This window comes from Alkalicoccus halolimnae, assembly GCF_008014775.2.
GTDB lineage: Bacteria > Bacillota > Bacilli > Bacillales > Salisediminibacteriaceae > Alkalicoccus > Alkalicoccus halolimnae.
Genome location: NZ_CP144914.1, coordinates 162,550 through 188,482, shown reverse-complemented (window position 1 = coordinate 188,482; position 25,933 = coordinate 162,550). Strand labels below are relative to the sequence as shown.

Sequence of the window (25,933 nt, the reverse complement as noted above, 5' to 3'; positions counted from 1 at the left end):
ACCTCCTGTCTTATTTAATTCCAGTCGTATTGAAACCTTGAACGATGTATTTCTGGACAAACATAAACAGAATCAGTACCGGAATGACCATGACAGTGGCACCCGCCATCTGCAGCGCAAAACTGCTTGCATTCTGGCCTTGCAGAAGTGCCAGCCCAACAGATAGTGTATAAAGGCCCTGGTCATTTGCAACAATAAGTGGCCATAAAAAGCTGTTCCATGCCCCTACGAACGTCAAAATCACCTGCACTGCAAGTACCGGTTTCGAGAGCGGTAAGATAATTTGAAAGAAAATACGAAATTCCCTCGCACCGTCGATCCGAGCTGATTCTATTAAATCGTTGGGAATGGTCGTCATAAACTGCCGGATCAAAAAGATGTTAAAGGCAGCAATCAGACCAGGAAGAATAATCCCGGACATCGTATTCGTTAAACTCATCTGATTTAGGATTAAGTACACGGGTATCATTGACACCTGCGCGGGAATCATCATCGTAGCAAGCACGCCGATAAAGACGGCTTCCTTGCCTTTAAAATGAAACTTTGCAAATCCATAGCCAGCCATCGTATTGAAAAGCAGCCCTAGCATGGAAAAAAGAACGATGATCAGTGTATTCGTAAAATACGTTCCAAAATTTAAGTTTTGAAACAGATTCAAGTAATGTTCAAATGTAAAGTTTTCCGGCCATAGTGTTGGAGGCATCGAACGAGCTTCCCGTTCCGGTTTAAAAGAGCTTAAAATCATCCAGAAAAAAGGGATCGAAACGAGGAACCCGCCTACTACAAGCACAAGTGTAATTATCCATTTCTCCAGCTTTTGTTTCATAGGTGAGCACCTCAATCCTTATCCGATTTATTGAACGTAAATTGAACCATCGTTACAACAATAATTAAAATGAATAATACAAGGGAGGCAGCAGCAGCATATCCGAATTCATTATATTGGAACCCCTCCTGATAGATGAAAAGAGCCATCGACATCGTGCCATCAAGTGGTCCACCACCTGTCATGACAAACGGTTCTTCAAAAAATTGCAGCCAACCGATTAACGTCGTCACAGTGACGAAAAAAGTCGCGTAGCTGAGAGATGGAATAGTTATGTAACGAAGCTTCTGCAGCTTGTTGGCTCCATCGATGTTTGCTGCCTCATAATATGAGTTTGGAATTGACTGGAGAGCCGCCAGATAGATGAGCATATTAATTCCCAGTCCTTTCCACACTGCAAGCAGTATCAACGAAAGTTTAGCAATAAATGGATGCTCAAGCCACGGCACCGGATCTACCCCAAAGAAGTCGAGAACAAAGTTGAACAGTCCGACATCCTGATTGTATAAAAAGCCCCACACCACTGCTATAGCAACAATATTTGTTACTGAAGGCACATAATAAACAACCCGAAATATCGTAAATAGTTTTGAGGTCGCATAATTCAGCAGAAGTGCGATACTGAAAGAGCAAATAATGACAAGCGGCACCCCAATAACTACGTAAACCAGGGAATTGTAAAGAGACTGACGAAACAGGGGATCCTGAAACAGGTTTATAAAGTTTTCCAGTCCAATAAATTCGATAGCATCCCAATTTCCAAGTCCCACCAGATCAATGTCGGTAAAGCTGATTACAAGGCTGACAAAGATAGGCAGAATTGCAAATACCAACAGCAGTAGGATGGCTGGTCCTATAAACAGCCAAGGCGTCCATGCATTCCGATGATTCATGCTGCCGCCCTCCTTTATTTATAATCATGGAGGAGGATCTCAATCCCCCTCCCTTCGTTATTAATTAAGTCTTCTTTCCGCATTTTGCTGGAAGTTATCCATTTCTTCATCTACTTCAGCATTCCCGCGGTTAACTCTCTCAAGTGATGACAACAGTTCTTGTGCAACATTTTCCCATTCTGGTATAACTGGAGGCGCTACAGCTTCTTCCAGCTGATCTCCAAAGACTGCCAGTTTTTCATCTTCTGCAAGAACTTCATTATCCCAGGCAGATTGACGGGCAGGCAGCGCATTTGTTTCTTCAAACCAGGCTGTCTGCGTATCCGGCTCGGACATGAACGAGAGGAATTCGAGGGATTCCTCGACGTGATCAGTATGAGCAAACACGCTCAAATGAGAGCCTCCAATTGCTGAAGCGTTTTTCTCTTGACCTGGAAGTACTGCTACCTCCCAGTCCCCGTCTATACCTTCTGTTGTATTATTAATGATATTTACCATCCAAGGTCCGCTCATGAACATAGGTTTGGTTCCTTCCTCAAAACCTTGTTCAATCGGTACCCCTTCAGATTCCTGGACCAGCTCTTCATCAAAGAACGAATGATAGTATTCCATCGCCTCCCTGAATGAATCCTCGGCAAAATTTTCTGCTCCGGCCTCTACATCGTATTCCCATCCGTTCTGCCAAGCGAAAATACTCGGTACGAGCTGATCATTCTGATCGATATCGAAGCCGTACATGTCATCCCCTCGGTCATTCAGCGTATGAGAGATTTCTTTGAGCTCTTCCCAATTGGTAGGAGCACTTTCATAGCCATGCTCTGCCAAAATGTCAGATCGGTAGAAAAGCACCCGTGTATCTACATACCACGGCACACCAAGAATTTGATCTTCGACTTCAGTCGTATCCAGTGCAGCTTCGAAAAAGTCATCATTTCCAATCATGTCAAAATCATCAGTGTAATCCGATAAATCGAGGAATGCTCCAGCTTCAGAGAACTCTGCCACCCACGTCGTGCCCAGTTGTACCACATCCGGCCCTTCCCCGGAAGCTACTGCTGTTAAGAGGTTATCGTGTGCGTTATCCCAGGGAATAGCCTGCACATCCAATTCAATGTTTGGATGTTCATCTTCAAAGCTTTCCCCGAAGGAATGAAGTGCTTCCCCTTCCTCACCCATTGCCCACACCGTAAGCGAAACGACTTCGTCGCTTTTGTTTTCGGAGTCGTTTGTATTTGTACTGCCATTCGCTGAATCATCCCCTGCATCATTAGAAGAACATGCTGTCAGAGCCAGAGCAAAACCTACCACGGAGACTAAACCAATACTTTTTTTCATAATACCCTCCTATTTTTGAAACGATTCACCTTGTTAATAAAGAGAAAACAAACGATTTAAAATTATATTAGTGAAACGTTTCTCCTAATGACTAAAGAGTACATGAATCCGCTTTCATTATCAAGAAGTTTTTTTAATTTTATAAACTTTATCAGGTGAATCAATTTTATGAGTTACTATCTTATGTATTTTTTTTCGAGTTTATAGAACGATTTTCACTGCCGTTAGACGCTTCTATGTACGTTTTGAACATTAAGCGAATGGATTTACAGACGGTGCTGATTCCATAGAAGGTATCGTCTTTTGTTTCAATCATCTCTCTCTTTTCACAAACATCTTGTATTTTAGATATAAAATGTTCATGAAATAAAAACTAAATTACTAATCGCTCTCATTCACCCTAAACAAACATTGAAAAAAGAAGTGCTCTTCCACTTATTAACGGTTTATGGAATGGGCACCCATGAAAAAAAGCTGCCTGATTTTTATGCAGGCAGCTCCTTTTATGTAAATTCCGCTGGTGATTTTCCACAGCACGTAACATCAATCTGAAACAAACCGCTCTGCTCCTCTGAACACTTCCTTCACATGCCAGTGCATAAAGTTTTCGGCCGGGGCGTAGTCCGGACGGATAGGAGAGCGGATTTCCCTGCCGTGATAGTCCATCAGCCATTCCTGAAAACCGGAGGATCCGTGGGCTTCTTCCGAAACGAGCAGTTCTCTCAACGGGTTAATGGTAAACACTCCGCGGTCAAACAATTTGTGGTGCAGCGAGCAGAGCGCCATCCCATTTTCTTCTGTATCCGGCCCTCCCATCTGGTGCCACTTAATATGGGCCGCTTCCACTCCGACGAGCTGGCTGCCGAGCCGGACGTTAAACCCGCAGACGGCACAGCTGTGTTCATAGGCGCGGAGAATTTTTTCCCGGAAACGGGGATCGCGTGTCTTTTTCTTATGAAGCTGATAGGCCGCACCGAGATCCAGATCGAGGCCTACTGCCGTCAAAATATCTTCATGAATAGTTTCCGGAAAATGATCCTGAAGAATCAGTTCCGCTGCTTCTTTGATGAGGAGCGGATTTTTTTCAAACAGTTCTAACACTTCTTTCGTGAAGCCTCCTTTAACGTCTTCCGCTAAAAGCATTCTGTTATGAAGATGGATACGATCCGCTTTTTTATTAAGATGCCAGATTCCGTCTCTCGTAAGACGGACGAACGGCTGCTCCGGATGGTAGGAGCGCCGGTAAGGACCGAATTCTCTCAGCAGGTCAGTCAGCTTCGGCTTTACTTCTTCATAGGGGAGCATCGTCTCTTTCTCTCTCTGATATTCGGCGAGGGCATACAAAATCAAAAGTGGTTTATGAGGCGCCCGCTGATCGCCCTGTTTCCATATCTGCAGCTTCTGGAGCCGGGCTTTAAGAGCCTGTTCATTCATAGGAAGCTCCTTTCTATGGGTCAAACCTTCAGTTTACGTTGTACTTTCTGTATCATATTCCATTTGCGGTTATTTTGCATCAACAGCTTAGCAAGGAAGCGGAAAAGCGTCTCTTTTTCTGTCTGCATATTTCTCTGCTTTTTTACGGATACTTCATGGCAGCCTGGCCTGCTTTAGCGGGGACTTCGTAAGACATAGAAGATCGGCTGTTTTTTGAGTCTGTATATAATTCCTGTTCTTTTCTTTAATGTCTCCCGGACTTTTCTGAAACTGGGAAAACGTTATTGATTTTTTCAGATAATTTAGTAAAATTAACGGGATGGAAAGGTTTTTACATACTTGCAAAAAGGTGTACCGCTTTTTAGGGTGAGCAGCCGTTTACCCTAAAAAAATACTCTACGTTAGAAATGAGGACTGCTTTATGGAAGAAAAACACGAGGCACTGGTAAAGGAACTGCAGGAAAGGCTGTCGAGAGAACAGGTCACGGTGAACGAGACCGCACTGGAACAGCACGGCGGTGATGAATCCTACCATTCTCCAAACCTGCCTGTTTGTGTTGCTTACCCGAAGACAACGGAAGATGTGCAGCAGATTGTTTACATGGCGAAGAAATACGGGACGCCGGTCATCCCCTACGGGAGAGGGACGAGCCTCGAGGGCCACGTCATTCCGCACGGAGGAAGTATCACGGTTGACTTCGCTTTAATGGATCAGATTCTTGAAGTGAGGGAAAATGATTTTCTCGTTAAAGTCCAGCCCGGCGTCACCCGCTCCCAGCTGAACAAAGAGCTGAAAAAATACGGCATGTTTTTTACGGTTGATCCCGGAGCAGATGCAACACTCGGCGGTATGGCCGCGACGAATGCGAGCGGCACGACCTCGGTTAAATACGGCGTAATGCGCGATCAGGTGCGGGATCTGGAAGTGGTAACGGCAGACGGAGCTATCATACATACAGGAAGTGAAGCCGAAAAGTCTTCGTCCGGCTACCATCTAAACGGCCTGTTTGTCGGTTCGGAAGGAACCCTCGGGTGCTTTACCGAGCTGACGCTTCGGGTGTATGGTATTCCGGAATCGATCATGGCTGCCCGCGTGTCGTTTTCAAGCGTAGCAGATGCGGTGGACGGCGTCGTTTCCATTTTACAGTCCGGCATCGAAATCGCACGGGTCGAACTCGTCGATGAACCGTCGATGCAGCAGGTCAACAAACATATGGAAACAAATTACAAAGAGAGCCCGACTCTGTTTCTGGAGTTTCACGGAAACGAAGCGGGATTGAAGCAGGATGTCGAATTTATGAAAGCGATCATGGAAGAACATGCATGTGTAAGCATAGAGTTTGAACACGATACCGCAGGAAGAACCCAGCTGTGGGAAGCGAGACACAACCTCGCCTACGCCTATGTGCACGGCTTTCCGGGTAAAAAGCTGATGGTCACCGACGTCTGTCTGCCTATTTCCGGGCTCGCCGGAGCGGTCGCTCATGCCAGAGAAGAGCTGAACCGTCTGGAGCTCACCGGCGGCATCGTCGGCCACGTCGGAGACGGAAACTTCCACGTGCTGCTGATGATGGACTTAAACGACCCGGAGGAAATGAGAAAAGCCGCCGAGCTGAACGAAAATATCGTCCGGTACGCACTGGCCCGCGGCGGCACGTGCACCGGGGAGCACGGCGTCGGCATCGGCAAGCAGAAATACCAGCAGGAAGAGCACGGCCCGGCACTGCTTGTTATGAAAAAAATCAAACAGGCCCTCGATCCACACGGGCTGATGAATCCGAATAAAATTTTGACGGCAGACACGGGAGATGAGTCCAATGAAGCTGCTCGAACATATTAGTGCCATCGCAGGTAAATACTTTGCTTTCTGGGTCGTGGCGGCTGCCGCCATCGCTTTTGTTTTTCCAGAGGCATTCGTCGGGATTGGAGCGTACATTACGATCCTGCTCGGTGTCGTCATGTTTGGAATGGGGCTCACGTTAAAAGCGGTCGACTTTAAAATTATCTTTAAAAACCCGCTGCCGGTCATTATCGGTGTCGCTGCCCAGTATATTATTATGCCGCTGAGTGCTTTTCTGATTGCCTATTTATTGAATCTGCCCGCCGAACTTGCGGCAGGACTTGTTCTTCTCGGCTCTGTTCCGGGCGGGACCGCGTCGAACGTCATGGTGTATCTTGCCAGAGGAAACCTGCCGCTTTCGGTGGCGATGACGTCCTTTTCAACGCTTCTTGCTCCTATTACGACGCCGTTCATTCTCCTGCTGCTTGCCGGCCAGTGGCTGCCGGTCGACGCGGGCGCGATGTTTCTCTCCATCGTCCAGGTGATCATTATCCCTATCCTGCTTGGACTGACGATCCGCCGCTTCTTCACAGCTGCAGTCGACAAAAGCATTACCGTCGTGCCGTTGATTTCAGTACTGGCGATCATTATTATCGTTTCTGCCGTAGTCGCGGGTAACGTGGAAAACATTGCGACGGCCGGACTTCTCATCTTCACCGCCGTCGCGCTTCACAATGCATTCGGACTTCTGCTCGGTTATTTCACCGCGGTCCTCCTGAAGCTGGATGAATCCACCCGCCGGGCGATCTCTCTCGAAGTCGGCATGCAGAACTCCGGGCTCGGTGTCGCATTGGCAAGTGCCCACTTCGGTCCACTCGCCGCGCTTCCAAGTGCTGCTGCAGCGGTCTGGCACAACATTTCCGGCCCGATCCTCGCCACGCTTTGGGCCAAGCGTCCGGCAAAGTCGCAGGATGCTTCCGCAGCGCAGTCTGAAAAAGAAGAACGCCGCAGAAAACAGGCGTAATTAAGTTCCAGATCTGTCGACGCAGATCTGGAACTTTTTTTGATTCCAAGGCCCCTCTGCAGAAGCCGGACAGTTATTTGTAAATTTCACCGAGTCGCTTCTAATCAGCTGTTTATCTGTCACGATAACCTCGGAATTAACCAGCCTTCCGTTCCTTCAGAGTGGTTCATTATAATGACGCTTCCAAAGAACAGCTTAAGCTTCAATCAAGAACAGCAGAACACAAAATAATGCCTGCCTCCCGGATACAATAGTCCGGAAGACAGGCTTGCGGTTGTTTATTGATGCTTACGAAACGGTTTTCCGACGACCCATAAACAGCACTCCGCCAGCTGCTGCAGCTGTTAACAGACCTGCCAGCATGTAGAAAGGATAGCTGGAAGCAGTGGCCGGAAGCTCATCTCCTTGTTCCTCTTCCGAATATTCTTCCTCATAGTCGGAGTAGTACTCATCGTAGGTCACAGCTCCCTCGATTACTTCTGCAGGAACTTCAATAGGCTCCACGCTGTTATAATTATAAAAGTTCGTGCTCACAGTTTCTCTTATGTCAGATGTTACTCCATCGTAGGTATAAGACGACTGATAATCTTTGTAAATATCTGTGACATAATAAGTCTCCATGTCAATATGCACTTCATAGAAGAGATCTGTAACTTCGTATTCCTCGTCCATACTGCCATTCAATCCGGCTTCCCCACTTTCTAAGTCTTCACTTGATGATGGTTCAATCACATCTTCATAGGTACCGCCTTCACTTTCGTAAGTTAAGATATACGTTCCGTCTTCTTCGCTCAAAGTATAGTCGTCCGTAAATTCATCTATCTCGTAAAAATACCATTGGTATAGTAACTCACCGAAATCCAGGGGTTCGAAACCTTCTTCTGCTTCTTCCTCTTCGCTTGTTACAAGCCACGTCCCATCAATATCCTGAGTATAGTAGGCATCTTCTGTAAAATAAGTAGTCCAGTTCGTTTCTACTCCCCCGGATATAGTGGTATAAAAACCTCTCATTATAAAAGGATCGGCAATAATATCTTCTTCAAATTCATGGTAGTCCACAAAATTCTCTAATTCACTGTCATGGGAATACTCTATTTCCGTGAGGGCAGAAACACTTTCAAGACTGTTCATAGCTTCCATGGAATTTTCAATAATATTTTCGACATTATGTTCTTCCGCAGAAGCCGGAACAGCTGAGAACACGAGAGCAGAACATGCCAATACGGGCGCTGACTTTTTAATGAACTTGTTAATCATTTCACAAAACCTCCTAATTTTTGTACCTGCTGAAATTCTTCATCTTTAAAAGGAATCTGTCTGTTTCTCAGCCGGGATCTGATTATTCATAACAGAACTTTATAATGCATTATTGCCGACCTCTTCAAAACTCCCTCCTCTCTGTCCTCCTTTCTTACTGAAGTCACAAAACGAGAAAAAATTGATTGAAATTTCAATATTTTTACTTTAACACTATTTTTATGGATAATAAAGGATTTTTTGAGTGAAAAATGTCTATGTACTTACTTGTTTGTAAATTTTTTAAGTTGGTTTTTTTATTAGGCTACCTTGAAAATAAAGTAGATAAGCAATGAATGGTCGCTTTCGTTTCCATGGGGACGCTTTCCGGGCGGGCCGGCCTCAGCTAATTCCGTCCTCCCCTTCGGTCGGGCGGGATGGATCTTCGGCTCGTCCTTGATCGCCTCGGAGTCGCCCCATGTCCACTCCAGCTTACAGGAAAAAAGACAGAGCAGGAGCTGCCTTCTAATAAAGATCCCTTTTGAACATCGTTCCACCTGTATCGAGGGGAAGTTCCCTTCCTAAGACTTAACAGAACTTTTTATTAAACGGATTAACTTAATTTTATAGACAGCTTTTCTTTCAATAAGAAGGCTTTTAATCATTATAGAAGAATTCTAATTATTAACCGGTCCCTTTTCTCGTTCATTTGTCATTTGAGATTGATCAGCAGTCTGAAACTCTGTCCTCTCCTCCTCTTCCCTCACCAACTAAATTATTGTAAAAAATTAACTTTTGTGTAACATACGATAAAATCCTCCCGTCTAATGAGATGAGGAGGGTTTTTTATGAAGAAAGGTATCGCCGCCGTCTTTATTCTCCTGGCAGCATGCGGCCAGGGAGAAGAAGGCTCGATCACGAACCCGGATGACGATAATAACACCGAAGACACTAGTGAAACAATTGTCGTTCATGTCCCTGCGGAAAACCAGGATGATCTTATTGAAACGCTTCGCAGCTGGAGTGAGACAGAATTGGATAACAGTGATGGCGGCCTTTTTATAGCAACGGATAATACCGATGGCCCTGCAGAAGAAGGGGAGATCGTTCAGCAGATCGCGGCAGAGGATTTGAGTGAAACAGCCGAGTCCTTAGAAGCATACGGGGAGGCAATCGATGCGGAGGAGACCTTCCCGGTTCATTTAAACAGCGTTTCCTATACGAGGGAAGAACTGCTCGGGACATTGGAACAGTTTCCGGAAGAGGATGGCAGCTGGTATGAAGAAGGTGCATTCCTTGGAGGAAGTGTTTTTATACAATCAAACACAGTAGAAATTCGTGTCACTTCTAAAGAAGATGTAAATGAGTCTGCGATGGAAAAAGATTTAGGGTCCCTTGATTTTATTTCCTGGGAAGAGAGTTCCTCCTCCGTACGCGGACCGGACGGCCTTCCAGAAGAGGAACCTGATCATACAGGGACTGTCACAAATATCAATGAGGAAGGCAGACCGTTGATTGACAATGATTTATATATCACCATCATCGACGCTGATGTTTTCAAAGAAGATGAACAGATCGCACCGGACGAAATAGAAGAAGGAGAGGACGTCCAGGTCTGGACAGCTGGCAGCTATCTTGACAGCGATCCGCAGCAGGGGGAAGCACTCGTGGTAAACATTCTGACAGAAGAAACGGAAGAGGCTGATACAAGAGAGCAGCTGTTTACAGCTCCGGTTGAAAAAGAGATAAAAGTCTCCGACCACGCTGAGGAAGTCGCAGCTCAGGATTCAGCTGTCCTCCTGGAAGATCCGGATGAAATAGAGCAGTTGGCTTATGCCCTTCAGATTAAAGACCGGCTCGATTCAGAAGCTGGTCCGTATCTCGCAGCTTCCGGGGGAGAATCCGGCACCTGTCCAGTTGAGCCTGAGAAAATGCAGATCTACAGTGATGGCACACTTGAACTGCATCCGGATCCAATCGATGGACAGAACTGCAACTCTGACTACAATCCTTATACGCTGATCATTCCTGTGGAGCTGTCTTTTATGGAAGAAGTAGAGATGATTGATCCAACACCTGTTTCTGATCGCATGCAACTGCCGCTGGAGTAGCGCGAGCATATTTATGAAGCTAATTTGGAGGGCCAGATCACGCCTGCCACAGTCAAAAACAAAAAGGGCTGTTCCGTCGATGAGATCGGCTTCCGGAACAGCCTGTTTGCATTCTTTTGATAAAGCTGCAGCCGGAGGGCGGACTTTTCTCCCCCTGCGAAAAAGAGGAGCTGTCCCATAAGGAGAGGGAGCACGGCTGCGCACAGACAAAAGCCTTGTCCGGCACCGTGTATGCTTTCCAGGCTGTCTCGACATACCTTTTGAGACAGCTTCTTTTACCCGGCATTGGATTATACGAGTTCAAGAACGACCGCTTCGTACGGACGCAGTTCCAGAAGACCGTTTGAAAGATTAAGTCCTTCATAATTTCCGGTAATTTTTTTACTGACTTTACCCTTTAATTTGTAGTACTGGGAGCGGTCTGAGAAACTGCCGACGATAATTACCTCTTTTTGCGGAAGCCGGCGACTGTATGCGAAAATATCCGGATAATCTTCAGAGACATTTTCGAATATGCCGTGGACGAATACGTGAGAATGCACGCTGTTTTTACGGAGATCGATCAAATCCTTATAATAATAAAGCAGAGAATCTTCGTCGTCCAGTGACTGAGCCACGTTAATACGGTCATAATTATCGTTGGCTTTCAACCATGGATCAGCGGAGGAAAACCCTCCGTGTACTTCTTCGCTCCACTGCATCGGCGTGCGTGAATTGTCCCGGCTTCTGTTAGTCACCAGTTCATAAGCTTTTTCCTCGGGAATCCCTTCCCGTAGAGCCGCCTCGTATTGATCAATCGTCGAAAGGTCATCATATTCCGCAATCGAATCGTAACGGACATTGGTCATGCCGATCTCCTGCCCCTGATAAATAAACGGTGTCCCACGCAGAAAGAAATACATCGTGGCCAGAAGCTTCGCTGAAATCAGTCCGCGGTCTTTTTCAGGAATAAATTTATTCAGGGAGCGCGGCTGATCATGGTTTTCAAGATAGAGGGCGCTCCATCCGGTTTTATTCACGATTTCCTGGCTGGCACTGACTGCCTTTTTGAAGTCCTCGAGCTTCCACGACTGGGTGCGGTACCACCTTCCTGAATCATCGATATCGAGATCCACATGATCAAATTCAATCAGCATGCTGAAATAACCATCTTCACCAATAAATTCTGGAAGCTCCTCTTTTGTGACGCCCGGAGCCTCTGCAACTGTAAGCGCATCGTACACATCGAACGCTTCTTCTTTCAACTCCTTCAGGAATTCACCGATTCCCGGATTGTTTGGTTTAACAACGGCTGTTCCGTCTGCTTCATCCGGAGTAACGTCCTCAAACATTTCCGGTTTTTTAATAAATGTGATGGCATCGACCCGGAAGCCGGCTATCCCCTGTTCCAGCCACCACCGGACCATTTGGTAAAGTTCCCGGCGCAGCTCCCGATTTTCCCAGTTTAAGTCAGGCTGCTTTTTCGAAAATGAGTGGAAATAATACTGACTTGTTTTTTCATCATAAGTCCAGCAGGAGCCGCCGAAAATCGCACGCAGATTATTCGGAGGAGTCCCGTCTTCTTTTGGATTTCTCCATATGTACCAGTCTCTTTTCGGATTTTCCCGGTCACTTTTGGATTCAATAAACCAAGCGTGTTCATCAGAAGAATGGTTGATAACAAGGTCCATTAAAATTTCGATTCCCTTTTCCTTAGCTTTTTGAATCAGAAGCTTCATTTCCTCCATCGACCCGAATTCTGAAGCGATATTCTGATAGTCGGCAATGTCGTACCCATTATCATCCATCGGCGACTCATAAACCGGACTGATCCAGATAACGTCAATACCGAGACCGGCCAGGTAATCCAGCTTTTCCATAATTCCCGTCAAATCACCAATGCCATCGCCATTTCCATCGTAAAAGCTTCTCGGATAAATTTGATAAACAACGGCATTCTGCCACCATATATGACTCATTGTACCCCTCCCTTTAAGAAGCGCCCGCTGCGCTTACTGTTGTATAGTATTTATAAAAAAATGAAAACACGAGAAATGCTGTAATCGACCCGCTGAAAAACAGCAGTAAAAAAACGAGACTGTTCACCGAAACATAGAAAATCAGAAAGCTTGCACCGAAAATCATCAGGGAGAGTCTCACATTTCCAAAAGTTAAAATAAACGCTTTTTTAAAAAGCACTTTCAGTCTGACGTCATAGTGGGCCTGCAGAATAAAGAAATAAATAGTCATCAGCACGAGCGGTACAGCCAGACCGAGAAAAACAAACTGAAACAGAACGTTCACTCCATAGAAATAGTAGTAGTCCACCACCCAGATAAGCCAGATGAAAGTGAAAACTGCTCCTCCTGCTGCGCTCTGCCCGTAGCCTTTCGCCAGATGCATTATAAACTGTTTGGCAACGCTCCGTGGTTCCCTTTCCATTACGAGGTCTCTTACCGAACGGAATAACGCAGCGGTTGCCGGAAAAAAGAAAAGCGGCAAAAGCAGGGAAGATGCTACAAACAGTTCCACCTCCATACCGCCGGCCCGGCCTGTGAGCACCATCGCTGCGAGCAGAAGCACCGGAATGCTCGCGATCAGCCACAACACATTTAATACGGCAAATTTTGCGGTCCAGTCGAAAAACCGATGAAATCCATTCACAGCATCTACCTCCCTTCTTTCCTTTTATTTCACAGCGCCTTCCGAAACGCCTTTAACAATTTGTTTCTGTGCGAAAAAGTAAAAGATGATGACTGGAATAATCGCGATCGTCAACCCTGCAAGCGCCAGGTGCCACTGTCTCGTATACTCACCAAAAAAGGAGAACATACGCAGTGGGATAGTCGCTTCCGAACTGCTCAGCACCAGGGAAGGAAGCAGGAAATCATTCCAGATCCAGATCACATTTAAAATAGCGACTGTCACAGAAATCGGCTTCAGTAGCGGAAAAATAACATACCAGAATGTCTGAAACTTATTCGCCCCGTCAATTTTTGCAGCTTCATCCAGTGTCAGAGGAATGCTTTTCATTGCTCCGTGATAAAGAAAAATGGCCAGACTGGAACCGAATCCAAGATACATGAAAATCAGTCCGCTGCTGTTAAGCATATTCATTGACCCGAAAAAAGACGTCAGGGTAATCATAACCGCCTGGAACGGAATGAGCATGGCTGCCACAAAAGCCAGGAGGATAGCGTTACTCGTTTTACTTTTATTTCTCGCTAGAGCATACCCGGCCATCGAAGAGAATATAACGATGATTAAAATACTCACCGTTGTAATCATCGTGGAATTAAAGAGGGCGTTTAAAAAATTCAGATCTATATATGCCTGTACAAAATTCTCAAACGTCGCCTCACCCGGAAAGCCGAGGACGTTTTCAAACATTTCCCGGTTAGTTTTAAAGGCGTTGACTATCATTAAGTAAAAAGGAGAAAGCCAGACGAGAGCAAGAAGAATACCTAATACCTCCAGCACCGGAAGCTTCTTTTTTCGTTTCTGCTCCATTACATCTCGACCTCCTTTTTCTTATTGTAGTAAACCTGGGATACCGCGATGACAGCTACGAATATGAAGAAAATAACCGCTTTTGCCTGCCCGTAGGCCATTTCATTACTGCTGAAGGCCGTATAAACAATGTTCATCGCTACCATTTCTGTAGAGTTAAACGGCCCGCCGTCCGTCAGCGCCAGGTTCTGGTCATAAATTTTGAAGGAAGTAGAAAGCGTCAGGAACATGCTGATCGTAAAAGCAGGCGCTACAAGTGGAAATGTGACGTTTCTAAAACGCTGGAACGGGTTGGCCCCGTCCACTTTCGCCGCTTCCAAAAGTTCCTCCGGGATGCTCTGCAGGTAAGCGATATAAATGATCATAATGTAACCGGCCAGCTGCCAGGTTGTCAGGATGACAAGGCCCCAGAAACCGGTCGTCCCGGTCGTCAGCCATCCATCCAGTCCGGCAATACCGAACAGATCCCCGAGATCCGAGAATACACTGATAAAAATAAACTGCCAGATAAAACCGAGGATAAGACCGCCTATCAGATTCGGCATGAAAAAGATCGTCCGCAGCAGGTTGCTCGACTTCAGCTTCTGCGTCACCAGAAGCGCCAGTCCCAGTCCAAATACATTTAGAAGAAGGACTGTTACCACGGAAAACTGGATGGTAAACCAGAGTGAGCTGAGAAACCGTCCATCGTCAAGCAGCCGCATGTAATGATCCAGACCGAGGAAATTATTAAATGTCAGGCCGTTCCAGTCGGTAAAAGAATAGAAGAAACCGGCAAGGAGCGGAATAACAACTACCGCTCCGAGCGCGATAATTACCGGGGTCAGGAACAGCCAGAATGTTAAATCTTTATTTCTCATTAGTAAAGCCTCCCAAATTTACTTAAGATTCATCTTGAGAAGAAGAAAGGAGGTATTAGAAGCCGTTCTTCATCCATCCTTTCCTGCTTTTTTTACCGACTGCTCTCCCATTCCTGGCGTCCTGCTTCAATCACATCTTCCCAGTCTCTTTCACCGGCCAGATATTCCTGTGTATGAGCACCAAAATCATCTCCCCACGCGGTAGGATATCCAAGAAAGATCCATCCAATTGTGTTTTCTTCCAGAGAGTATTCGTAAATATCACGGGAAAGTGAAGAATTAATATTGTCCGGATCAAAGTTTTCATGTGCCGGGATAAAGTTCAGCTGTTCCTGCACAACTTCAATTCCTTCTTCTGAGGCATACATCCAGTCAAAGAAGTCTTTTGCTGCTTCGACTACTTCCTCGTCAGCATTGCTGTTGATGACCCAGTAATTTGGAACACCTACCGGCACTTTACCTTCTTCCCCTTCCAGCGGAATAGGAAGAACACCTACGTTTTCTTCAGCAAATTCAGGATCCATCTGCTGAAGTGTTGGATAAATCCAGTCTCCCTGCTGGATCATGGCCGCATCTCCAAGTGAGAAGTACTGCTCCACCTGCTGGGAATAATCCATGTTCAGCACCGGCTGAATAGAGTATTCATTCTGCAGGTCCAGCATGCGCTGCATTTCATCTGAGCGCTCAAATGCCACTGTGTCACTTTCATATGCTTCCATTACATCGTTATTAAACTCCGGTGCAAGATAGACGTTGGCGAGGTGATTTCCCATCACCCATGCTTCTGAACCAGGCAGAGCGAAAACGCCTTCAATGCCCAGCTCTTCTTTCTGGGAATCCAGTGTCTGAACCGCTTCCTCCAGATCTTCATAGGAAAGAATATCATCCGGGTTAATACCCGCTTCTTCGAAAACCTGTTTGTTGTAAATTAAGCCGTATCCTTCCTGATTGAAAGGAATACCATAAACACGATCATCCACCGTTATCCCGTCGAGCGTTCCTGCAAGCGCTGTGTCCGTTGCTTCAAGATCGGTGACATCCTCTGCATAGTCCTGATAATCTGCCAGTTCAGATGGTCCGGCTAAACTGAATACATCCGGCTCATCCCCGGAAGAGAATCGGGAGCGCAAAGAAGTGAAATAGTCGGATCCCCCTCCCACTGCACCAAACTCAATCTGAACGTTTGGATTTTCTTCTTCATACTGGGCTGCCATTTCAAGAAACTGATCGCGGAATTCCACTTTCCCCTGAAAAATATCCAGAGTGATTTGATCCCCATCTCCAGAGCCGCTATTTCCACTTCCCTCTCCTCCGCACGCTGCAAGAAGCCCGAGAGAAGCCGCACCTGTCATTAGTGTCCATTTTGTTTTCTTCAATTTGATTTCCCCCTTCTTTTTTTGAAACCGGTTCCAATTTAATTTAAAAAAATATGATTGATTTAACTTATTTATCAGTATAAAACATGTTGGTACCGGTTTCAATAACTTTTTTTCTTTTTTTATGTGGAACTACGTTTAATTAACTGGACGGGAAGCTCATATTCTTCCTGTCCGAGCTTTTCTCCTTTAAATAATTTAATAATCAGTTCCGCTGCCAATGCGCCCATTTCTTCGATCGGCTGGTGAATCGTGGAAAGCTGGGGAGAAGTCAGCAGACAGAGCGGCTGGTCATCAAAACCGAGCACTGCCAGGTCTTCCGGTATTTTTACTCCGTGTTCCCTTGCAGCTATCGTCATTCCCGCCGCCACTTCATCACTTCCGGTAAAAATGGCATCCGGTTTGTTGTTCATTTCTGTAATTTTTTTCATCACGATTCGGCCATCTTCCATCGTGTGCTGATCAACGAAAACCCACTCCGGATTAATAGCAAGATTTTTCGCTTCCATTGCTTTTCGAAATCCGGTATTTCTGTCCCTGTCTTTTCCTTCATCAGCAAATAATCCGCCTGTACAGTAGGCAATGTTTTTATAGCCTTCCTCCAGCAGGTGGGTTATTCCAGTAAAAGCAGCGTCTTCTTCACTTATCCGCACAATCGGAACATCTTTCATCCGCAGATACTCGTTGCAGAAAACAATCGGGCCGTATTCCAGGTACGGGCGGATATCGTCCACGCTGCTCTCTACGGCAGCTAAGATAATCCCGTCGATCTGTTTCTGCTTCAAAAGATCGAGAAATTCCATTTCTTTTTCCTTACTTTCCTTGCTCTGAAAAAAAATCACACGAATGTTATGCTCCGCGGCTTTGCGCTCCACTGCATCCATCAAGTAGGAAAAAAACGGGTTCACTACCCCGTGCACGACGAGTCCCACCGTCGTATTCAGCTGTCCTCTCATTCTTCGGGCTGTTGGATTTGGAGTATAGGAAAGCTCTTTCATTGCTGCAAGAACTTTTTCTCTTTTTTCTTTCGACACGTTCGGATGATTATTTATCACTCTGGAAACGGTGGCCTTGGAGATGCCGGAACGTTTTACAACATCGGATATTGTCGCCAAATCTTCCCTCTCCCTTCTAAGAAACCGGTCTCATTACATTACTTAATATAGCACACTTGCATGCATTTTAAATAGTTTTCCAGTAATTCCTCTTTTTTAGTTCTGGTTTCGTAAAATTTCTGCTGAGAGTGTCTGCAATGCCTGAGCTTTGCCCCAGTTAACAAAAAGAACTCCGGCTTTTTCTGCCGGAGCTTGGAGGAATTGAGGCATATTCAACTGATGGCTTTTGAATTCGTTGGTTTTCTTTTCAGTGGATTTTTCTATTGGCGGAGAGAAATCGTAATCATAATATCCATATATTGTAATGATAAACTGGTATTTTGTCAGTGTAACCGGACTTTCTATCAATAGCAGTATTTCCTGTCATTATGCCGATTTCCCTAATTAATATCACTAAAGACCCGTAATTTAATTACCATCGCCCTCTCTCCGCTCCAAACTTAAATGCCGGCCGTCCCATTAGGAACAGCCGGCATTCTTGTAATTCTGATTAACGAAGCTCGGGCCAGTAGCCTTTATTGGCTTCCTGCAGATCTTCGAGAATGTCCTTTGCGACCTGGGCACTTGGTACGATACGGGACAGCGTCAGCGCCTGCCAGAGTTTCTGGGAGGATTTCTCGTCCCATGCTTCCACGACGAGCTTTTCGACAGCTGCCTGCTGCTCCATGAGTCCTTTCTGGAATCTCGGGATCTCTCCCTGTACGAGCGGCTCCGGTCCGTTGCTTCCGACAATGCACGGTACTTCCACCATCGTGGTCGGCTCGAAGTTGCTGATTGCCCCGTTGTTTTCGACAATCAAAAGCATGCGTTCTTTCGTGTTATAGGCAATCGCACGCGCCAGATCGACGATATAGGAAGCGTGCTCATCGATATGCAGTCCGGAATCCGCTGCCGTGCCGTTTTCGATAATCTTACGGCACTCCCCGAAGACAAACGTTTCGCGTCCTTCCATTACTTCGTTGGCGCGGGTGACTTCCGGGTTGGAATGGGCCACTTCGTAATCCGGGTAGAAGTAGTACTTCAAGTACGTATTCGGCACCGTTTCCGGATCAAGCGCCTGCACGTCCTTCGCTTTAGCAAACGTGTTGTTCCAGCTTGCATCGGCGTGCTGAAGCGACTGATCTTCTGTTACGTAGCCGAATTTGGAGACGTGTTCGCGGATCTGCGGCAGGAGGTCGTTTCCTTCCTTGTCGCGTATGCCGGTCCACCAGCCGAAGTGGTTCAGCCCGTAGTAGTCGACTTCCATTTCTTTGCGGCTTTCAAGACCGATGGCAGAGGCCATCAGTTCTTCAATTCCGATCGGCATGTCGCAGATGTTCAGAATTTTGGAATTTGGACGAAGCTTGCGCGTTGCTTCTGCTACGATAGCTGCCGGATTGGAGTAGTTCAGGAACCAGGCGTCGGGTGAATATGTTTCCATGAAATCGACAAGCTCCAGCACATCTCCGATCGAGCGCATGCCGTAAGCGATACCGCCGGGTCCGCACGTTTCCTGACCGACCACTCCATGTTTCAGAGGAATTTTTTCGTCTTTTTCACGCATCGCGTATTTTCCGCTTCGAATGTGTGCCATCACAAAATCAATATCCGTGAACGCTTCTGCCGGATCGGTCGTTTCTGTAAAACGGATTTCCGGTGCTTTTTCGTTTAATATGATCCTGCACGCTCCGGCAATTGTTTTCTGCCGCTCTTTGTCGTTGTCGAAAAACTTGATCTGGTCAATCGGCAGTTTTTCCAGATTGTCCAAAAGCATAAGAACAATCCCTGGTGTAAATGTGCTGCCTCCGCCTGCAATCGTAATTGAGAATTTTTTCATAACTAACAGCCTCCTGTTTTTAATGGATTAGTTTTCATCGATAAATGCTTCAATTGAATCTCTGACCTGCGGTACGGATAGTCCTACAATAACCTGGATACTCTGTCCGTTCTGAACAAGGCCGTGGGCTTCTCCGTTGTTTTTAAAGTAGTCCTGCCCTTTCACCTGATCCGGATCTTTTACAGTGACCCGCAGCCGCGTGGCACAGTTGGTGACGTCTGTAATATTATCGACACCGCCGAGACCTTCGAGGAAAGCGGATGCCCTTCTGTCGTAGTCGCTTGCAAACGCGGCCGGTTCTGCTTTGCCGCCTTCTTTTTCTACACGATAGTCAGCTTTCGTGTACAGCTTCGTTTCCTGGTTCTCATCCTTCTCCCGTCCCGGCAGAGCAAAGTCAAACTTCACGATCAGCCATCGGAAGAGGAAAAAGTAAATGACGGTAAAGGCTGCACCGATAATAATCTGGGCAATGTAAACGTCCCAGTGGTTCCCCATGAGCGGGATCCAGTTTGTCGTAGCGATTTCAATCAGACCGCCGCCCTGGTTGCCGACGAGTCCGAATGCACTCTGCAGCGTCACCATTGTGGCACCGAGCAGCGCATGCAGAAGAAACAGCAGTGGTGCAATAAAGAGGAATGTGAATTCCAGCGGCTCTGTAATTCCTGCTACAACCGCAGTCAGTGTCGCTGCCAGCAGAAGGGCTCCCACCTGCTTTTTCTTTTCAGCGCGTGCCGTTGAATAGATAGCGAGCGCGATACCAATGGAACCGAACATTTTAATGTTTCCCTGAAGGAGGAACGCTCCGCCTTCCCACTGCTCCCGGAGCGGTGTATCAGAAGCCGCAAACTCTCCGAGACGGGAGACCCAGTTGGCCGTAATGCCGCCGTCGACGACCGCCGGGCCGAACTGGAACGGTGTATAAATAAAGTGGTGAAGTCCGGTCGGAATCAATATCCTCTCCAGGAAGTGGAACAGCCAGACACCGACGTAGCCGGAAGCGATCATGAATCCCTGCAGAGAACCAATGCCGTCCTGCACGACCGGCCAGACCCAGGCCGTTAAAAACGCCAGCGGAATCATGACGAAGAAGGAAAGCATGACGATGAACGGTCCGCCCTGAAAAATACCGAGAGCATCGGGCAGCTTCTTATCGTAATACCGGTTGTGAAGCCAGATCGTAATTCCTGAAATCACAATAGCACCCATAATGTTTGTATCGAGTGTCAGGATGCCTGCGATCTCTGTTAAACCAGGGTTTCCTTCCACTCCGCCGCTTATGTCGACACCGAAAGCCGGCCCCCATATGTCGAGGATGGAATTAATAAAGGTGTTATACATAAGATAGGCAACGACAGCGGCGAGCGTTGCTCTTCCCGCTGCTTTCTTTGCCAGGGAAATCGGAAGCCCGATGACAAACACGAGCTCCATATGGTTAAAGACGGTCCACCCGGTGTTTTCCATAAACGTCCATATTTGATACCAGAGACCGTCCGGGTCAGCCAGTCCCCCCATAATCTGTTCATTTTTAAAGAGCGTAGCCAGACCGACAATGATTCCGAAAAAAGGAAACAGCAGGACCGGTACGATCATCGCGCTGCCAAACCTGCGAACAGCGTTCATCATATTCCTCCACCTCTTTCTGCTAAATATGTTTGTGATATCGATTTCATTTACTGACTTCAGTGTATTCGTGAAAGTGCTTCCACTCAACAGCATCAGGGGATAGAGGGAAAAGAACGGTAAGATCGGACATCGTTTCAAAACGTGGGAATTTTCCCGGGGATTCAAGGGGATGCTATAATGAGAAGGACAGATTTTATACACAACAGGAGGAATCACCATGTCACTCGAAGAACTGATTAACACCTGCTATGACGAACTGAACGACAATGACATGCACATTCTGAAATACATACTGAATCATAAAGAAGCGTGCAGGGATATGGGAATCAATGATCTGGCCGAGGCTTCGCTTGCTTCCCGCTCCTCAATTCACCGCCTCACAAAAAAGCTTCGATTCAGCGGTTACAGCGAGTTTAAAGTGTTTTTAAAATGGGAGGGCGCAAAAGAGGAAGAAACCGGCAATCACATGCAGCAGCTTGAAACCGATATACAGGCCACGCTGAAAAACCTCGCCTCCCTTCACTTTGAACCGATCTGCGAAAAGCTTTACGGAGCAGGACGTATTTTCATTTACGGTACCGGCACGGCCCAGCTGACCTGTGCCAGAGAAGCCCAGCGCCTGTTTGCCCTGCAGCAGACGTTCGTAACGATCATTTATGATGAGGTGGAATTTGAAACGATGCTGAAGGCGATGCAGCCGGAGGACGTGGTAATTATTATTTCCCTCTCCGGCGATACACCGAGCCTGCTACCCCACGTGCAGCATCTTACGGCACGGGGCATTACGTTCATTTCCATTACGAATTTAAAAAACAACAAGCTCGCCCAGATGTCCCCCTTCAGCATTTACGCTGCAACAAGCCCTTCCTATACGAAAAACGGCGAGGAAATCATTTCGTTTATTCCATTTACGATCGCCCTCGAGGCGCTTTTCCGCAAGTACATTTCGTACAAAGAAGAGCAGACAGAGAAAAACTGAGATTCGCCCCATCTGTCCTCCAAATAAACGAAAAAACGCTTCCGGAGATCCAATGATCGTCGGAAGCGTTTCGTTTTCATATAAAGGCCGGCAGCGATAGTTATTGTACTTTCAACCTGATATCAAAAACCGTTAATGTTCACCCTTGTACCGCTCCTTCATTTTCTGAAACAATTTTTGCAGTTTTATTTTGACTCCTGTTATACCAGATAACGATCGGAATAAGAAGTAAGGAAAGCAAGGCTCCCATTATGCCAAGGGCTGCATAGCTGGATTGGGCAACGACGACTCCGGACAATCCTCCTCCAAGGGCACCTGCCAATGCGATCCATACGTCTACTGTTCCCTGCGTTTTCGCCCGGGTCCCCTGCGAAGTTGCGTCTACGAGAATAGCTGTCCCGCTGATTAAACCGAAGTTCCAACCGAGACCAAGCAGAGCAAGCGAGGCCACAAGTACAAACATGGAATCCCCGGTACCTAAGGCCGCGACGAGTCCAGCCGCAAGCAGGGTAAGGGAAGATGCTATAACCATAGTCCCTCTGCCTATTTTGTCTACAAGATAACCAGTGACTAAGGAAGGCAGAAACATGGCTCCTATATGAAATCCAATGACAAACCCGACTGCACTTAATGCGTGCCCGTAGTGTCCCATGTGAATCGGAGTCATCGTCATGATGGCTATCATAACAAACTGCGTTAAAAACATTACTGCAGCTCCTGCAAAAATGCCCCGCTTATTGTCAGCTGCCGGATCCGTCTTCTCTTCCAGAGGAGACGGAATTTTTGATTTTTCTGCTTCCTGACTGGCTTTTGCAATAAGAAACGGGTCAGGCCGGAGCCAGATAAAAAGGACGAGACCTGCAATGATATACGCAGCAGCTGCTAGTATGAAAGGTCCTGCCAGCGCAGGTACGCCTATATTTAAAGCAAATCCGCCCATGATTTCGACGAGGTTCGGGCCTGCAACCGCTCCGAATGTCATAGCAACCAAGACCACACTGATAGCCTTCCCTCTTTGCTTTGAGTCCGCTAAATCCGTTCCTGCATACCGTGACTGTAAATTTGTAGCTCCACCGGCTCCGTAAATAAACAGGGAAAGAAATAAAAGAAAAACGCTGTTTATCACGGCTGCAATGATGACTCCAAGCGCCCCTATTCCTCCTGCCAGAAACCCGGCAGTAAGCCCCGTTCGTCTGCCGAACCTTTGAGAAACGCGTCCTACAAGCAGGGCGGCCATGGCCGCTCCTAAAGTAAATAACGTTGTTGGAAGGCCGGCTCCGCTTGTGGCCCCCATCATATCCTGAGCTAAAAGTGCGCCGACTGTTATTCCGGCTGCAAATCCTGCCCCGGCGAAAACCTGAGAAATGGTAACGATAATTAACGTTTTTTTATAAACCTGTTTTTGTTTTTCAGAGGAATCAACATAGCTTTGCAGCCAGGGGGATGGAGTGCCTGAACCTTTCACACTTTCCTTACGCAGCATTTTCTTCCCCTCCCTGAATAGTCATTCTATATGGCTGGGGGACGATCACAACGAAAGCTGTACAATTGGTTGATTGTATAACAAAGGATAATATTGAAGGTTATTGAGTAATCGGTTCTTCCTTCACGTCTTCAAAGGATTCCCTCGCCCAGACAGAGATCCTCACCTCTCTTTCCATAAGAGTTGCAAAATTCCATGCTCAAAAACGTCAGGCGTAAGTCGATGCCCGCTTTTTTGTATCTAATAACATGCTCAATATTGGAATTTCATTATTAACAGCTGTATGGTGTGACAGTACCTGCCATGAGGGAATGGATTTTTTCATAGAAGACTTTCCTGGAGGGTATAAATTTATGTAAGAAATGAAAACAGATCTATTTAGAAAAAGAGCTTTTTCAGATGTCATGTACAATTATTATATCATAAAAAGACCTATATTAAATACGCTGATTTTAGAGGCTTTCGACTCAACATAAACTTGAGAATAAAGGTTCAGCGTTTACGCTTCTCACGTTTATAATCCTTTATATGCGGCTTTTCGTCCTTATATAAACAACGAAAAAAGCTTTTCCAAGGCAATAGAAAAAGCTTCATATAGACAACATTTGGCAACGACCCTGCTTCTCATAAAATTCACTGCTGCTTTATGGAATGAGTTTAGTTAGAGGCGTTAAATGCGATTCGGGAAATCCGCCACTCATTTCCCTCCTCGAGCAAAACGTAGTCTATAAAAAATGGGTGGTGGCCCGGCACCTCGGGCACGTCTGCTGCGTAGCTTAAAATCAGTCCATCGTGAGACGAGCGGAAATCGCTGAAACGCTGCTCCAGCTCTTCGGGTGACAGCCACTCATAAGTATGCCTATCCTCAAACTGAATCACGCCGGTCGGACGCCCCTCCCGCTGAAGAATATCTGCGCGTTCCGATAGAAAAACCGAAGCTTCTTCAAAAGATTCCGCACGCACAAACTGCTCGGCAACGTTCACAGCCTGCGCCAGCTCATGCATCTCCGGATAAGACGCCAGATCCGCTTCCAGCGAGTCCCGCTCCTCGGAGAGCATTTCTACCTCAGCTTCAAGCTCTGCCACTTCCGGGTCCTCCGACGGTTCCTGAAAAATAAACAAAGCTCCCCCTATCAGCACCGCTATCGTAAGCAATGGAATCCATTGTTTCAACGCTGTCACCGCCTTCCTGCTTCGTTACCGTAAGACTACCACGGCGGCCGGAAAAACTCCCGGAACATGCCCAGCCTTAATAACTTGGAAAGTATCGTCGGGCGCTCCGGCTTGGCGTTGAATGAGGGAGGAAATTATTGATTAACTGCACATTCAGAGCCTTTTACTCCTCAACATCGGAGATTTACTCATTTTTTAGAGGGTTTTACTCTCAATAGTAACGTTTACTCTCAATTGGGAGCGTGTAACTGATTTTAAGAAAGGTGTATCCGCGTTTATTCATCGTTCTACCACCCGAATTCATCATTTGCCTGCCCCCCCTTTCTCCTCAAAACCAAACACAAAAAAACCCCTCTGCCGGGTTGGTAGCAGAGAGGTTGTGCAGCTGCGCTGTTTCCGTCCACAGGAATGAGGCGCAGGCTGTTTGAAGTTGTTGAAAATTAACGCTTCGAGAACTGAGGTGCACGACGTGCTGCTTTAAGACCGTACTTCTTACGCTCTTTTTCACGTGCGTCACGCGTAAGGTAGCCGGCTGCTTTAAGGGACGGACGGAATTCCGGGTCCGCTTTAAGAAGAGCACGTGCGATTCCGTGACGGATCGCGCCTGCCTGGCCGGTGTATCCACCGCCGTTAACGTTTACGTGTACGTCGTACGTACCTTCTGTTTGAGTTTCAGCCAGTGGCTGCTTAGCGATTACTTTTAGTGTTTCAAGGTCGAAGTACTCATCGATGCTGCGCTTGTTGATGACGATGTTGCCGTCACCAGGTACAAGGTTAACGCGTGCAACGGAGTTCTTACGACGACCTGTTCCGTAGTATTGAACTTGTGCCAAGAAAATTCCCTCCTTCTTTTATTAACCGCGTAGTTCGTACGCTTCTGGTTTTTGTGCTGCGTGCGGGTGTTCGCTTCCTGCATATACATAAAGCTTCTTCCCTGTCTGGCGGCCGAGGCGTCCTTTTGGAAGCATTCCTTTGATGGAAATCTCAAGAAGCTTCTCCGGCTTCTGAGCGCGCATGTCGCCTGCAGAAGTTGCTTTCAGGGAACCAGGGTAACGGCTGTGACGGTAGTAAAACTTGTCCTGCAGCTTATTACCTGTAAGGTGGATCTTTTCCGCGTTGATGATGATCACGTGGTCACCTGTGTCAATGTGAGGTGTGAATGTTGGTTTATGCTTTCCTCGCAATAGGCTTGCTACTTCAGAAGAAAGGCGACCTAGCGTCTGGCCTTCAGCGTCAATAACGTGCCACTTGCGTTCAATTTCAGATGGCTTTGCCATGTATGTTGTACGCATTTGTTGTTTTCCCTCCTAATTCTGACTATCCAAAAACTTTTACGATCGTTGAACTATTCCGAGCCCGGGGCTAGTGGGCATAAGAATA

General features: G+C 46.7%; 21 protein-coding genes. 4 read left to right on the top strand and 17 right to left on the bottom strand.

Going from position 1 to position 25,933, the window contains the following annotated elements:
- Positions 1-10: 10 nt before the first annotated feature.
- From FTX54_RS00940 to FTX54_RS00925, 4 genes are all read right to left on the bottom strand, one after another.
- Positions 11-826 (bottom strand): carbohydrate ABC transporter permease, encoded by an 816-nt coding sequence (locus tag FTX54_RS00940; RefSeq protein WP_147804548.1) that lies wholly within the window; start codon positions 824-826, stop codon positions 11-13.
- An 11-nt stretch (positions 827-837) separates the two neighbouring features.
- The gene (locus FTX54_RS00935; RefSeq protein WP_147804549.1) at positions 838-1,719 is read right to left on the bottom strand and encodes a carbohydrate ABC transporter permease; all 882 of its coding nucleotides are present in this window, start codon (positions 1,717-1,719) and stop codon (positions 838-840) included.
- Between the two features lie 60 nt (positions 1,720-1,779).
- A complete protein-coding gene (locus tag FTX54_RS00930) occupies positions 1,780-3,054 on the bottom strand; it encodes a sugar ABC transporter substrate-binding protein (protein ID WP_147804550.1) in 1,275 nt (424 codons plus the stop codon).
- A gap of 543 nt (positions 3,055-3,597) precedes the next feature.
- A complete protein-coding gene (locus FTX54_RS00925; protein WP_147804551.1) occupies positions 3,598-4,488 on the bottom strand; it encodes a phosphorothioated DNA-binding restriction endonuclease in 891 nt (296 codons plus the stop codon).
- 421 nt (positions 4,489-4,909) lie between these two features.
- Between FTX54_RS00925 and FTX54_RS00920 the strand changes: the two genes are divergently transcribed.
- Together FTX54_RS00920 and FTX54_RS00915 are read left to right on the top strand one after the other, a co-directional pair.
- Positions 4,910-6,328: an FAD-binding oxidoreductase gene (locus tag FTX54_RS00920; RefSeq protein ID WP_147804552.1), complete on the top strand. Its 1,419-nt coding sequence runs from the start codon at positions 4,910-4,912 to the stop codon at positions 6,326-6,328.
- Complete coding sequence (locus FTX54_RS00915; protein WP_147804553.1) at positions 6,306-7,292, top strand: bile acid:sodium symporter family protein; 987 nt, start codon at positions 6,306-6,308, stop codon at positions 7,290-7,292. Before FTX54_RS00920 ends, FTX54_RS00915 begins: the two co-directional genes overlap by 23 nt.
- A gap of 288 nt (positions 7,293-7,580) precedes the next feature.
- Here FTX54_RS00915 and FTX54_RS00910 read toward each other — a convergent pair whose 3' ends face one another.
- Positions 7,581-8,549, bottom strand: a complete 969-nt coding sequence (locus FTX54_RS00910) for a DUF6612 family protein (RefSeq protein WP_147804554.1) — start codon at positions 8,547-8,549, stop codon at positions 7,581-7,583.
- Between the two features lie 827 nt (positions 8,550-9,376).
- On the opposite strand from FTX54_RS00910, the gene FTX54_RS00905 reads away from it, so the two are divergent.
- Positions 9,377-10,639 (top strand): hypothetical protein, encoded by a 1,263-nt coding sequence (locus tag FTX54_RS00905; RefSeq protein WP_147804556.1) that lies wholly within the window; start codon positions 9,377-9,379, stop codon positions 10,637-10,639.
- A 290-nt stretch (positions 10,640-10,929) separates the two neighbouring features.
- On the opposite strand, the gene FTX54_RS00900 is transcribed toward FTX54_RS00905, so the two are convergent.
- From FTX54_RS00900 to FTX54_RS00865, 8 genes are all read right to left on the bottom strand, one after another.
- Positions 10,930-12,597 (bottom strand): alpha-glucosidase, encoded by a 1,668-nt coding sequence (locus FTX54_RS00900; RefSeq protein ID WP_147804557.1) that lies wholly within the window; start codon positions 12,595-12,597, stop codon positions 10,930-10,932.
- 13 nt (positions 12,598-12,610) lie between these two features.
- Entirely contained in the window at positions 12,611-13,282 is a 672-nt protein-coding gene (locus tag FTX54_RS00895) for a YesL family protein (RefSeq protein WP_147804558.1), read from the bottom strand.
- 24 nt (positions 13,283-13,306) lie between these two features.
- Positions 13,307-14,128, bottom strand: coding sequence for a carbohydrate ABC transporter permease (locus tag FTX54_RS00890; RefSeq protein WP_147804559.1), 822 nt, complete (start codon positions 14,126-14,128; stop codon positions 13,307-13,309).
- Complete coding sequence (locus FTX54_RS00885; RefSeq protein WP_147804560.1) at positions 14,128-14,988, bottom strand: carbohydrate ABC transporter permease; 861 nt, start codon at positions 14,986-14,988, stop codon at positions 14,128-14,130. Before FTX54_RS00885 ends, FTX54_RS00890 begins: the two co-directional genes overlap by 1 nt.
- Before the next feature lie 92 nt (positions 14,989-15,080).
- Positions 15,081-16,364: an ABC transporter substrate-binding protein gene (locus tag FTX54_RS00880; protein ID WP_246125664.1), complete on the bottom strand. Its 1,284-nt coding sequence runs from the start codon at positions 16,362-16,364 to the stop codon at positions 15,081-15,083.
- Positions 16,365-16,486: 122 nt separating this feature from the next.
- Positions 16,487-17,479 (bottom strand): LacI family DNA-binding transcriptional regulator, encoded by a 993-nt coding sequence (locus FTX54_RS00875; protein WP_147804561.1) that lies wholly within the window; start codon positions 17,477-17,479, stop codon positions 16,487-16,489.
- Positions 17,480-17,969: 490 nt separating this feature from the next.
- Positions 17,970-19,295 (bottom strand): 6-phospho-alpha-glucosidase, encoded by a 1,326-nt coding sequence (locus FTX54_RS00870; RefSeq protein ID WP_147804562.1) that lies wholly within the window; start codon positions 19,293-19,295, stop codon positions 17,970-17,972.
- A gap of 27 nt (positions 19,296-19,322) precedes the next feature.
- Positions 19,323-20,915 (bottom strand): alpha-glucoside-specific PTS transporter subunit IIBC, encoded by a 1,593-nt coding sequence (locus FTX54_RS00865; RefSeq protein WP_147804637.1) that lies wholly within the window; start codon positions 20,913-20,915, stop codon positions 19,323-19,325.
- A gap of 220 nt (positions 20,916-21,135) precedes the next feature.
- Here FTX54_RS00865 and FTX54_RS00860 point away from each other — a divergent pair, with 220 nt between their 5' ends.
- Positions 21,136-21,897 carry a MurR/RpiR family transcriptional regulator gene (locus tag FTX54_RS00860; RefSeq protein WP_147804563.1) on the top strand — a complete coding sequence of 254 codons (762 nt, stop codon included), beginning with the start codon at positions 21,136-21,138 and terminating at the stop codon, positions 21,895-21,897.
- Between the two features lie 139 nt (positions 21,898-22,036).
- On the opposite strand, the gene FTX54_RS00855 is transcribed toward FTX54_RS00860, so the two are convergent.
- The 4 genes from FTX54_RS00855 to rplM form a co-directional block, all read right to left on the bottom strand.
- Positions 22,037-23,380 carry an MFS transporter gene (locus FTX54_RS00855; protein ID WP_147804564.1) on the bottom strand — a complete coding sequence of 448 codons (1,344 nt, stop codon included), beginning with the start codon at positions 23,378-23,380 and terminating at the stop codon, positions 22,037-22,039.
- Between the two features lie 657 nt (positions 23,381-24,037).
- The gene (locus FTX54_RS00850; protein WP_147804565.1) at positions 24,038-24,553 is read right to left on the bottom strand and encodes a hypothetical protein; all 516 of its coding nucleotides are present in this window, start codon (positions 24,551-24,553) and stop codon (positions 24,038-24,040) included.
- Between the two features lie 440 nt (positions 24,554-24,993).
- A complete protein-coding gene (gene rpsI / locus FTX54_RS00845) occupies positions 24,994-25,386 on the bottom strand; it encodes a 30S ribosomal protein S9 (RefSeq protein ID WP_147804566.1) in 393 nt (130 codons plus the stop codon).
- Between the two features lie 21 nt (positions 25,387-25,407).
- On the bottom strand, positions 25,408-25,845 hold the full coding sequence (gene rplM / locus FTX54_RS00840; RefSeq protein ID WP_147804567.1) for a 50S ribosomal protein L13: 438 nt from the start codon (positions 25,843-25,845) through the stop codon (positions 25,408-25,410).
- Positions 25,846-25,933 lie beyond the last annotated feature (88 nt).

Coding starts and splice junctions, on each gene's coding strand:
- FTX54_RS00940 (WP_147804548.1), bottom strand. CDS start 826: ATGAAACAAAAGCTGGAGAAATGGATAATTACACTTGTGCTTGTAGTA.
- FTX54_RS00935 (WP_147804549.1), bottom strand. CDS start 1,719: ATGAATCATCGGAATGCATGGACGCCTTGGCTGTTTATAGGACCAGCC.
- FTX54_RS00930 (WP_147804550.1), bottom strand. CDS start 3,054: ATGAAAAAAAGTATTGGTTTAGTCTCCGTGGTAGGTTTTGCTCTGGCT.
- FTX54_RS00925 (WP_147804551.1), bottom strand. CDS start 4,488: ATGAATGAACAGGCTCTTAAAGCCCGGCTCCAGAAGCTGCAGATATGG.
- FTX54_RS00920 (WP_147804552.1), top strand. CDS start 4,910: ATGGAAGAAAAACACGAGGCACTGGTAAAGGAACTGCAGGAAAGGCTG.
- FTX54_RS00915 (WP_147804553.1), top strand. CDS start 6,306: ATGAAGCTGCTCGAACATATTAGTGCCATCGCAGGTAAATACTTTGCT.
- FTX54_RS00910 (WP_147804554.1), bottom strand. CDS start 8,549: ATGATTAACAAGTTCATTAAAAAGTCAGCGCCCGTATTGGCATGTTCT.
- FTX54_RS00905 (WP_147804556.1), top strand. CDS start 9,377: ATGAAGAAAGGTATCGCCGCCGTCTTTATTCTCCTGGCAGCATGCGGC.
- FTX54_RS00900 (WP_147804557.1), bottom strand. CDS start 12,597: ATGAGTCATATATGGTGGCAGAATGCCGTTGTTTATCAAATTTATCCG.
- FTX54_RS00890 (WP_147804559.1), bottom strand. CDS start 14,128: ATGGAGCAGAAACGAAAAAAGAAGCTTCCGGTGCTGGAGGTATTAGGT.
- FTX54_RS00885 (WP_147804560.1), bottom strand. CDS start 14,988: ATGAGAAATAAAGATTTAACATTCTGGCTGTTCCTGACCCCGGTAATT.
- FTX54_RS00870 (WP_147804562.1), bottom strand. CDS start 19,295: ATGAAAAAATTCTCAATTACGATTGCAGGCGGAGGCAGCACATTTACA.
- FTX54_RS00865 (WP_147804637.1), bottom strand. CDS start 20,915: ATGAACGCTGTTCGCAGGTTTGGCAGCGCGATGATCGTACCGGTCCTG.
- FTX54_RS00860 (WP_147804563.1), top strand. CDS start 21,136: ATGTCACTCGAAGAACTGATTAACACCTGCTATGACGAACTGAACGAC.
- FTX54_RS00855 (WP_147804564.1), bottom strand. CDS start 23,380: ATGCTGCGTAAGGAAAGTGTGAAAGGTTCAGGCACTCCATCCCCCTGG.
- rplM (WP_147804567.1), bottom strand. CDS start 25,845: ATGCGTACAACATACATGGCAAAGCCATCTGAAATTGAACGCAAGTGG.